The 6,509-nt window shown below is 46.1% G+C and carries 5 protein-coding genes; 3 read left to right on the top strand and 2 right to left on the bottom strand.

All coding sequences use genetic code 11. The annotated features are described in order from the left end of the window. Positions 1–156: 156 nt before the first annotated feature. Together LZ23_RS21825 and LZ23_RS21820 are read right to left on the bottom strand one after the other, a co-directional pair. Positions 157–750: a superoxide dismutase gene (locus LZ23_RS21825; protein WP_045217705.1), complete on the bottom strand. Its 594-nt coding sequence runs from the start codon at positions 748–750 to the stop codon at positions 157–159. Positions 751–892: 142 nt separating this feature from the next. Then, on the bottom strand, positions 893–1,006 hold the full coding sequence (locus LZ23_RS21820; RefSeq protein WP_045217703.1) for a desulfoferrodoxin FeS4 iron-binding domain-containing protein: 114 nt from the start codon (positions 1,004–1,006) through the stop codon (positions 893–895). Between the two features lie 959 nt (positions 1,007–1,965). On the opposite strand from LZ23_RS21820, the gene LZ23_RS21815 reads away from it, so the two are divergent. The 3 genes from LZ23_RS21815 to rnr all read left to right on the top strand — a co-directional run bounded on the left by LZ23_RS21815 (position 1,966) and on the right by rnr (position 5,893). Further along, a complete protein-coding gene (locus LZ23_RS21815; RefSeq protein ID WP_052507607.1) occupies positions 1,966–2,664 on the top strand; it encodes a TVP38/TMEM64 family protein in 699 nt (232 codons plus the stop codon). A gap of 116 nt (positions 2,665–2,780) precedes the next feature. After that, positions 2,781–3,797 (top strand): tetraacyldisaccharide 4'-kinase, encoded by a 1,017-nt coding sequence (lpxK, locus tag LZ23_RS21810; protein WP_084591195.1) that lies wholly within the window; start codon positions 2,781–2,783, stop codon positions 3,795–3,797. Continuing rightward, the gene (gene rnr / locus LZ23_RS21805; protein ID WP_045217701.1) at positions 3,794–5,893 is read left to right on the top strand and encodes a ribonuclease R; all 2,100 of its coding nucleotides are present in this window, start codon (positions 3,794–3,796) and stop codon (positions 5,891–5,893) included. The genes lpxK and rnr overlap by 4 nt, the downstream gene beginning before the upstream one ends. Positions 5,894–6,509: the final 616 nt, after the last annotated feature.

The following is a 6,509-nucleotide window of genomic DNA, read 5'->3' as shown; positions in this document are numbered from 1 at the left end:
GTGGATTGGAGACGACACAAGGTGCAAATTGCCTGACCATAAGTCACCTCTAAATTTTGGACTTCAGTTCAGGCTTTTCCAGCGTCATATTTTCCTCAATGGGTTAGTGCTTTTTTAGATAAACATCAGTAACTCAAGAATCAGCCGGCTTAATTCTTACTCCAGCTGAGATGAAACAAATTCCCAGTTAATCAGGTTATTGATAAAGGCATCAATATAGTCTGGTCTTCTGTTCTGATAATCAAGATAGTAGGCATGTTCCCACACATCCATGGTCAACAGTGGTTTAACGCCCTGGATCATGGGATTTTCAGCATTAAGTGTTTTTACCACCTGGAGTTTACCTTCTTTGAGAACGAGCCAGGCCCATCCACTGCCGAACTGTGTGACGCCCGCGTTTTTAAACTGTTCTGCAAACTTATCAAAACCACCAAAGTCTTCCTGGATCTTATCAGCAACAACCCCTGCCGGCTTTCCTCCACCTCCGGGTTTCATTGAATTCCAGTAAAACGTATGATTCCAGACCTGAGCTGCATTATTAAAGATATTGGCCTTTTCAGAGTCAGCAGCAGACTTCTTTATAATCTCTTCCAGAGTTTCATTGGCAAGGTCAGTGCCGTCTATGAGGCTGTTGAGTTTGTCCACATAAGTTTTATGGTGCTTGCCGTGATGAAAATCCAGAGTGTCGGCACTTACGTATGGAGACAAAGCGTCCTTGGGATATGGAAGATCAGGAAGACTGAAACTCACAACTATCTCCTGTTTGTTTAACTAATTATCAGACTGTTTTCAGTTTAATTACTCTAAAACGAAAACAGCAGAAAGGCTTTTTCATGAGCACTTTCTGCTGTTTATTACAAGCTTGTGCAGCATCCGGACTTTCAGGCCGGGACTACTGCTTTACCATGGGCTGGTCACAGCAGACCAGTTCCCCTTCTCCGGTTTCCTTGACTTCCACTACGTTTCCGCATGCTTCACATTTGTAAACTTCTCCAACCTTTGTCATAATTTACCTCCAGTATATTTTTTCTGGTTAAAAAAACGTAATCGTCAATCAGAACTCACTCCTGGTTCAGCCTGATCGGTTCAAGGATTCAAGAATAATTACTGGTATCTGTTCCCCACATTTTTCATCTTTTCTTTCAACAATCGGAATTATCCTTCATAAAGTTTTAACCTCAGTTTTGCGGACAACAGACACTGATAACAATTAAGTTAGTCCTGGTATCAAAGTTGTCAAACAAGTTTACGTTATAAGCTCCTCCCCCGGGCGGATCGGGACCGAACCTGCGAGTAACCTACACCACTCGTTCCCAGGCTCCAGCCTGGGGACGTCTTGTTCTTGCGGCTCCAGCCGCTTCTTTGAAATGTGGCTGGTGCCACAAAGAAAAGATGTAATAACCTTAGCACGTTAGAGATTGCCGCGCTCGCCCCAGTTGAATGGCTGCGCCTACACTGCGTGTATTCAACGGGATAAAAAGACTCGCTCGCAATGACACCTGAGCTGTCAGGGTTGTAGTTGCTGAAAACCTGTCACCCACGAGGGGACCAAAGCAATCTGTATGGCAAAACCATAATACCCTGATTTTATTTCCAATACGATTATAGTTACTTAGATGGCTGCTGCCTGAGACATGTATGTGAAAACCATTTGCCAGGCTTTGGCCTCTTTCCCAAAAAAATCATATTTACATTTTGCGCTTGACGCGAAGTGTAAACATGATCTTTACATATTGCGTCAAACGCGAAGTGTAAAGTAAGTTGCAGAGGTATTGCTCAGCCAGGGTATTGACCATTGCAGCCTTGTATGGGAAAATGAAATTTCTGTCGCAGGTGGGGAAGTCCCGTGAGAATCGGGCACAGTCGCGCTACGGTATTGAGAAGCCTTATCTCAGGTAAGCTCTAAGTCCGAGAACCATGACAGTGCATTAACAAATTTTGCCGCGCAAGCAAAAGGAGTATAAATTGTATTTTAAGGCAGCTGTTTTTATGGCCTTGATTATAACTCTGGCCATACATGGTTTTTATGATTATCTTCAGAGCTACTTTTCTCTGACCTGGTTGCAGAAAAATTTTGAGACAATAAAGCTTACAAGCACAGAACACTATTGTGTCTCAGTTATGATATTTCTTGCTTTGCGTTTTTTCTTTTCTGTTGTATCCATACCAGGCACCGGCGTACTGACAGTGGCTGGAGGTGCGCTTTTCGGCTTATGGCTGGGATCCCTGTTAACCGCTGTGGCCGTCTGTAGTGGACTTGTGGTTACTTTTCTGCTCAGCCGGTACGCTTTTCGGGACATGGTCAGGCGCAAGGCAGGCGCTTATTTGGCCTTTATTGACAAGGGGACTGCAAAATACGGGAGCAGCTTTCTCTTCCTGCTCCGTGTGATGGAAGTGGCTCCGTCTTTTTTGATAAACACCGCTTTTGGGCTGACCACCATGAAGGTTTGGACATACTTCTGGATCAGCCTGGCTGGCATTTTGCCGGGAATTATTATTTTTGCCAATGCTGGTACTCGTCTCGCAGAACTTGAAAGCCTTTCAGGTCTGGTGAACCCTGCAGTTGTCGCTTCGCTTGCTGCGCTTGGATTGCTGATAATCTGCTCCAGATCCGCTCTAAGTCATCTCAACAAGCTCATTGGCGGCCACATGAAAGGTGACTGACTAAGCCTGCACAAGGATATGTCCATATACTTATGTCAGGGGTATGACTGAATTGCAGCTTTAATGATGCGCGAGGATAATATGCAAATCACAGCCGGACTGAAATAATCAGCACTATGATGTCATCCATTCTTGCCTGTGGCCTTGCCCCCCTGGCCAGGATTTACGCCTGGGGTGCCCGTATCTGGCTTGCCCGCATGGACAGGAATCGGACCAAGCTGCACATTCCTGTCATATCTATCGGCAACATTGCCATGGGTGGTACAGGTAAGTCTCCCATGTGCCGGTTCCTGGCCGAAAATCTTTCTGCAGCAGGTAAGCTGCCGGTCATACTTTCCAGAGGATACAAGGCGCGTCCCAGGAACCTGCCCCACCATGTGCTATCCACTGATCATCCTGACATATGCGGAGATGAACCCCTGATGCTTTGCCGCGCCTTAAAAGGCAAGGCCCATATTATCGTGGATCCTGACCGGATCAGGGCGGCCAGATGGGCAATCAAGCATCTGAACCCGGATTTATTTATTCTTGACGATGGTTTCCAACATTTGAAAGTAGCAAGAGACATGGATATCGTTTTGCTCACCCCGCATGACTTGACAAAAGGGTGGAACAAAGTGGTACCTCTTGGTATGTGGCGGGAGGATGAAGATGCCTTGAAGCGGGCTGACATTTTTATGGTCAATCTCTGGGGCAGAGATATGACAAAAGTCAAAAAAGAAGTGCGCCTGAAGGCAGCCTTGGACAAACGCGATATCTACTATTTTGACCTGCACACAACAGCCCTTAGAAATCTAACAACAGGAGCAATCAGAACAGATCTGAGCAATCAGCCATACATGCTGGCAACTGGACTGGCCAACCCGGAAAAGGTCAGGCATTCTCTGAAAAAACTTCTGGGTTATTCCTGCGCCTTACATGCACCTTTTAAGAACCACCACCAGTATAATCAGGCGTCAATACGTAAAATCAGCGAACTGGCCCAAAAAGCCAAAATAAGGCATATAATCTGCACATCCAAGGATGCAGTCAAACTCAAACCAATACCAGGCTTCAATATGTGGGAAGCTGTGACTCAAATGCAGATTATGGAAAACCGCCATCAACAATTTATCAACAGGCTTATAAAATGAGTAAACTTAGCAAGAAAAAAGTATTAGGATATTTCAAGGAAACCAACAAACCCTTAAGTCTAAGGGAAATCATGTCCGGCCTGAGGCTTGGCAGGCAGGACAAGCAGAAAGTCAAGGACATCCTTAAATTATTATCAGCAGATGGACGCATCTTCAAGGCCAGGAAAACCTGGTGCCTGGTGGAAGAATTACCCATGCAAAAGGCTATTCTCGAAATTCAGCGCTCAGGCGTGGGATTTGCCATCCCTTTTGACAAAAGGCGCAAGGATATTTTCGTTCACCCCAAAAACTTTAATGGAGCCTGGCATGGAGATACAGTCCTTGTGGCCACTTTGCCCGGCAAGCGGGGTAAAAGCCCTGATGGCAGGGTAGCCAGCATCATTGAACGAGCAGTTAAAATGCTCCCGGTTAAAGTGGTCAAGTCCATGGGGCCAAACCTTTATCTGACCAGGCCTGCCAACCCCAGGCTGGACTTTTCCATGCTTGTCATGTCCAAGGATCAGGATTTAAGCATAAACACCATGGTCGTTGCTGAACCACAGGAACAGATGGAAAGCGGGCTGTGGTCCGGCAATATTATCCGAATCATGGGACACGAACATAGTCTTGAAGTGCAGGAGGAAATAGTCAAGCTCAATCACAAGGTACCTGTAGAATTTCCCCTGACAGCAGTAAAGGAGGCTGAAAAACTGCCCCAGTCTCCTGACCACATTGATTTTCAAGGCCGCAAGGATTTGCGAAACAAAATCTTTGTCACCATTGATGGTGCTCAGGCCAAAGATTTTGATGATGCCATCTGTATAGAGGCTCAGCAAAATGGTCATAAGCTTTACGTTGCCATAGCCGATGTATCCCATTATGTGCCTGTGGGCTCTAAGCTGGATAAAGAGGCGCTTGTCAGGGGTAACTCCTACTATTTTCCTCTGTCCGTTGAGCCCATGTTCCCGGAAAAACTCTCCAACGGTCTGTGCAGCCTGAATCCTGATGTGCCCCGTCTGGTCATGGTTGCTCAGATGACTTTTAATGACAGGGGTAAACGTACAAGTTCGTCATTCTATCCAGCAGTTATCCAGAGTGCAGCCCGGCTGACCTATTCCCAGGTCAACGAAGCCCTTTATCTTGACCAGCAAGACCCAGACATGGACTTGCAAAGAGTACTGCCCATGCTCAAGGATTGTGATGCACTTGCCCGCAGACTGCTTGAACTGCGTCAATCCCGGGGCAGCATAGACTTTGATCTGCCCGAACCAGAAGTACTGCGCAATTTGCTGGATGGAAGTTTTGAAATCAAGGCCAGAACCAGAAACTTTGCCCATCAGATCATTGAAGAATTCATGCTGGCCGCCAATGAGGCTGTAGCTGAGTTTCTTGAGAAAAAAGAGGCTCTGTTTCTCTACAGGGTACATCCTGCGGCAAATAAAGACAAACTCGACTCTTTATTCAAACTGCTTGCCAATACTGACCTGGGGCCAAAACTGCCAAAGGAACGTGACCCGAGGAGCCTTCAGCAGCTGATTGAAATATCCAGAGAGTACGACCTGGAATTTCTGGTAAGCAGGCTCGTATTACGATCCATGATGCAGGCCAGATATGCCACGGAAAATGAAGGCCACTTTGGCCTGGCATCTGATGCGTACTGTCATTTTACCTCGCCCATCAGGCGTTATGCTGACCTTGTGGTGCACAGGGCTCTGAAAAATGCATTGGGGATGGATATAAAGGTGAAGGCTGGCCTCAAAAGCATGAAAAAGGTGGCAGATTCCCTGAGCTCATTAGAAAGAGTGGCCATGAATGCAGAGCGTGAAATACTGAAACGGGCCACCATCTTATTTCTTATGGACAAAATCGGCCAAACTTACGATGGAGTTGTCTCGTCCATTACAGATTTTGGTTTCTGGGTCGAGTTAGAGGATGTACTGGCTGAAGGAATGGTCAGGCTGTCCAATATCCATGATGACTATTACCATTTTCGTCCTGAGAAACAGGATCTTCTCGGCAAACGCACAGGAAAGCGTTTCTATCTTGGTCTGAAAGTCAGGGTCAACTTGCGAGATGTGAACCTTAACAGGCTGGAGGTGGATTTTGATCTGGCCTGAAAAGGGGGAAGGGGAAGACTGTAGGCGGAAGGCGGAAGGCCTCGGTTGTTGAACATTGGGGTGCTTCTAAGTAACTAAAACCAAATAAGTAATAAATTCAAAGCATTATGGTTTTGCCATACAGATTACTTCGGTCGCTTAGGCTCCCTCTTGTGTGACAGTTTTTCAGCAACCACATCCGAGACACCTCAGCTGTCATTGCGAGCGAAGCGAAGCAATCTCGTGCTAAGGCTGATTTTTTAGTTACTCACAAGTTCGGTCCTGGTCCGCCCAGGCGAGGAGCTTACAAGTAACCGGAATCATTTTGCCAATAAAATCAGACGGTTACAATTTTCATATTTTTACGATTTTTGATCATGATTGATGCACATTTGCCTGAAAAATTCCGTTAAAGATGGGAACTTTGCGCCTGGCACAGGGACTGTCCCTCGCTGTGTAAATTTTTTCATTGAAGCAAATTTTTTACAGGAACCAATGCAGTATTAATCTTTTTTATAGTACCTCGCGGGGACTGTCCCAATTTCCAAATATGGGACTGTTCTTCAATGTGGAGGCGGCTTCCAGCCGCCTGGAATTAAATAGCCTGCAGGATGCAGGCTCCACTTTAAAGACAGTT

The sequence above is a fragment of the Desulfonatronovibrio magnus genome (genome assembly GCF_000934755.1).
In the GTDB taxonomy this organism is placed as follows: domain Bacteria; phylum Desulfobacterota; class Desulfovibrionia; order Desulfovibrionales; family Desulfonatronovibrionaceae; genus Desulfonatronovibrio; species Desulfonatronovibrio magnus.
Note: the sequence above shows the minus strand (reverse complement) of the source record. Positions and strands in the feature narration are given on the sequence as shown.

Bases quoted from the DNA above. Each gene is read 5' to 3' on its own strand.
- lpxK (WP_084591195.1), top strand. From the start codon at position 2,781: ATGATGTCATCCATTCTTGCCTGTGGCCTTGCCCCCCTGGCCAGGATT.
- LZ23_RS21820 (WP_045217703.1), bottom strand. From the start codon at position 1,006: ATGACAAAGGTTGGAGAAGTTTACAAATGTGAAGCATGCGGAAACGTA.
- rnr (WP_045217701.1), top strand. From the start codon at position 3,794: ATGAGTAAACTTAGCAAGAAAAAAGTATTAGGATATTTCAAGGAAACC.